This window comes from Pseudomonas sp. PS02303, assembly GCF_029959925.1.
Taxonomy (GTDB): Bacteria; Pseudomonadota; Gammaproteobacteria; order Pseudomonadales; family Pseudomonadaceae; genus Aquipseudomonas; species Aquipseudomonas mandelii.
The window spans coordinates 1-2,862 of record NZ_JASCOM010000436.1 but is presented as its reverse complement, the minus strand read 5'-3'; the positions used below and the strand labels follow the sequence as shown (position 1 = coordinate 2,862).

3 protein-coding genes are annotated in these 2,862 nt (G+C 58.8%); all 3 read left to right on the top strand.

What is annotated here, in order from left to right; genetic code table 11:
- Positions 1 to 277 precede the first annotated feature (277 nt).
- Complete coding sequence (gene aguB / locus QMX98_RS33750; protein WP_077747518.1) at positions 278 to 1,156, top strand: N-carbamoylputrescine amidase; 879 nt, start codon at positions 278 to 280, stop codon at positions 1,154 to 1,156.
- A gap of 4 nt (positions 1,157 to 1,160) precedes the next feature.
- Positions 1,161 to 2,267 carry an agmatine deiminase gene (aguA, locus tag QMX98_RS33745; RefSeq protein ID WP_282412047.1) on the top strand — a complete coding sequence of 369 codons (1,107 nt, stop codon included), beginning with the start codon at positions 1,161 to 1,163 and terminating at the stop codon, positions 2,265 to 2,267.
- A gap of 245 nt (positions 2,268 to 2,512) precedes the next feature.
- Complete coding sequence (locus QMX98_RS33740; RefSeq protein ID WP_010464685.1) at positions 2,513 to 2,725, top strand: hypothetical protein; 213 nt, start codon at positions 2,513 to 2,515, stop codon at positions 2,723 to 2,725.
- Positions 2,726 to 2,862: the final 137 nt, after the last annotated feature.

Here is a 2,862-nt window from a genome sequence, read left to right as displayed (position 1 = left end):
GGGCAAGCCTCGCTCCTACAGAATTTGCGCGATTTCAAATTGGCGCATGGCCTGTAGGAGCGAGGCTTGCCCGCGAAGGAGTATTCGATAATGTCGATTGTTATCGGGATTAAGTGCGTAAAACTAGACGGTCGGAAGATTAATTGCTTTTAAAGCCGATATTTATCGGCTATAAAGTCGCCATTGCTCACGGCGTGCCTCATCGCGCCCGTGCTTCCCGTTTCTGTCATCGGTCGAGGCCATACTCGACCCATCAGCACTTGCCCGGAGATGATTCATGAGTCGTATCGTTACCGTCGCCGCCACCCAGATGGCCTGTTCCTGGGACCTTGAAGCCAACATCGAGACCGCTGAGAAGCTGGTTCGTGAGGCTGCAGCCAAAGGCGCGCAGATCATACTGATCCAGGAGCTGTTCGAGGCGCCGTACTTCTGCCAGAAACCGAACCCGGATTACCTGCAACTGGCCACGACGGTTGAAGACAACGTCGCCATCAAGCACTTCCGGAAAGTCGCCAAGGAACTGCAAGTGGTGCTGCCGATCAGCTTCTATGAACTGGCCGGCCGTGCCCGTTTCAACAGCATCGCGATCATCGATGCCGACGGCAGCAACCTCGGGATTTATCGTAAAAGCCACATCCCGGACGGCCCGGGTTACCACGAAAAGTATTACTTCAACCCGGGCGATACCGGCTTCAAAGTCTGGAACACCCGTTACGCGAAAATCGGCGTCGGTATCTGCTGGGACCAGTGGTTCCCGGAGTGCGCTCGCAGCATGGCGTTGCTGGGCGCGGAAATCCTGTTCTACCCGACCGCCATCGGCAGCGAGCCGCACGACAAAACCATTTCGTCCCGCGACCACTGGCAGCGCGTGCAACAAGGCCATGCCGGCGCCAACCTGATGCCGCTGATCGCGAGCAACCGCATCGGTAACGAAGAACAGGACGGCTACGACATCACGTTCTACGGCTCATCGTTCATCGCCAACCAGTTCGGCGAGAAGGTCCAGGAACTCGACAAGACTGAAGAGGGCGTGCTGGTCCAGAGCTTCGACCTCGACGAGCTGGAGCACATTCGCAGCGCGTGGGGTTCGTTCCGTGATCGTCGCCCGAACCTATACAATGCGATCAAAACCCTCGACGGTTCCCTGGAGTCCTGATCGCATGACCACTTTAAACAGCACCCCGCGCGCCGACGGCTTCTACATGCCCGCCGAGTGGGCGCCACAAACCCAGACCTGGATGATCTGGCCGGAGCGCCCGGACAACTGGCGCCTGGGCGGCAAACCCGCGCAAGCCGCGCATGTGGCCGTCGCCAAGGCCATCGCCCGTTTCGAACCGGTGACCGTGGCGGTCTCCGCCGGCCAATACGAAAACGCCCGTGCCCGTCTCGACGTGCCGAATATTCGTGTGGTCGAGATGTCCAGCGACGACGCCTGGGTTCGCGACACCGGCCCGACGTTCGTCATCAATAACAGTGGCGAAGTCCGTGGTGTGAACTGGGACTTCAACTCGTGGGGCGGTTTCGATGGCGGTTTGTACTCGCCGTGGAACCGCGACTCGCAGGTGGGCGGCAAGATCCTCGAGATCGAGCGCAGCCAGCGCTACCGTACCGAGGGCTTCGTGCTCGAGGGCGGTTCGATTCACGTCGATGGCGAAGGCACCCTGATCACCACCGAAGAATGCCTGCTCAACCGCAATCGCAACCCGCACCTGAGCCGGGGGGAAATCGAAGCGGTGCTCAGTGCTCATCTGGCTGTGGATAAGATCATCTGGCTGCCGGACGGTCTGTTCAACGACGAAACCGACGGCCATGTGGATAACTTCTGCTGCTACGTGCGTCCGGGTGAAGTATTGCTGGCCTGGACCGATGATCCGCAGGACCCGAACTACCCGCGCTGCCAGGCGGCAATGAAAGTGCTGGAAAGCAGCACCGATGCCATGGGTCGCCCATTCACGGTGCACAAGATGCCGATCCCGGGGCCGCTGTATGCGACCGAGGAAGAGTGTGCCGGTGTGGACCCGGTGGACGGGACTCAGGAGCGTAATCCGAGCGTGCGTCTGGCCGGTTCCTACGTGAACTTCCTGATCGTCAACGGCGGCATTATCGCGCCGAGTTTCGACGACCCGCTGGACGGTCCTGCGAAAGAGATTCTGCAGGCGCTATTCCCGCAGCATGAAGTGGTGATGGTGCCGGGCCGCGAACTGTTACTGGGGGGCGGTAACATCCACTGCCTTACCCAACAACAGCCGGCGCCGCACAAGGAGTGAGTGGGGTTGTAACAGCCTGAACCGGCTGAAAAATCACCAAGACGCCGGTTTATCCCCGCTCTTCACCCAGAAGCCCGCAGCCCCAAAGGACTGCGGGCTTCTTTGTATCCACTTGTCGACACTTGGGAAACATTGGCACAGCTCTTGTATCTGTCACGGGGTGAAACAGGGAGGGGGAGGACTTCGATGTTCTGTCATAAACCTTGGATAAGTTAGCCGCTCACGAACCAGGAGAGAGCGCTGAAATGAACGCCGAAGTGAACGTAGTGAGAGAGCGGGCGTTGCATCCCCTGGCAGTTAATAGCGAATCGCTCCAGGTCTTGGCGCACTGGTTGAAGTCCAATGGAACGCGTCAGATCAGAGAACCTGATCCGCGCCGGATGATGATCGAGCGCTACCCCGCTGGTTTATTCAGCGAGGCGGAACTGGAAGCGTTGTGGGATGTGATGGAAGGATAAGAAGAAAGAACAAAGGATTGATGAGAGCGCTGCCGGGATGGCGGCGCTTTTTTATGGGCGATGGATTTGTAAGCTACACCCTGACCATTGTAGGAGCGAGCCTGCTCGCGATGGCGGCCTGGCAGTCACATTAACGT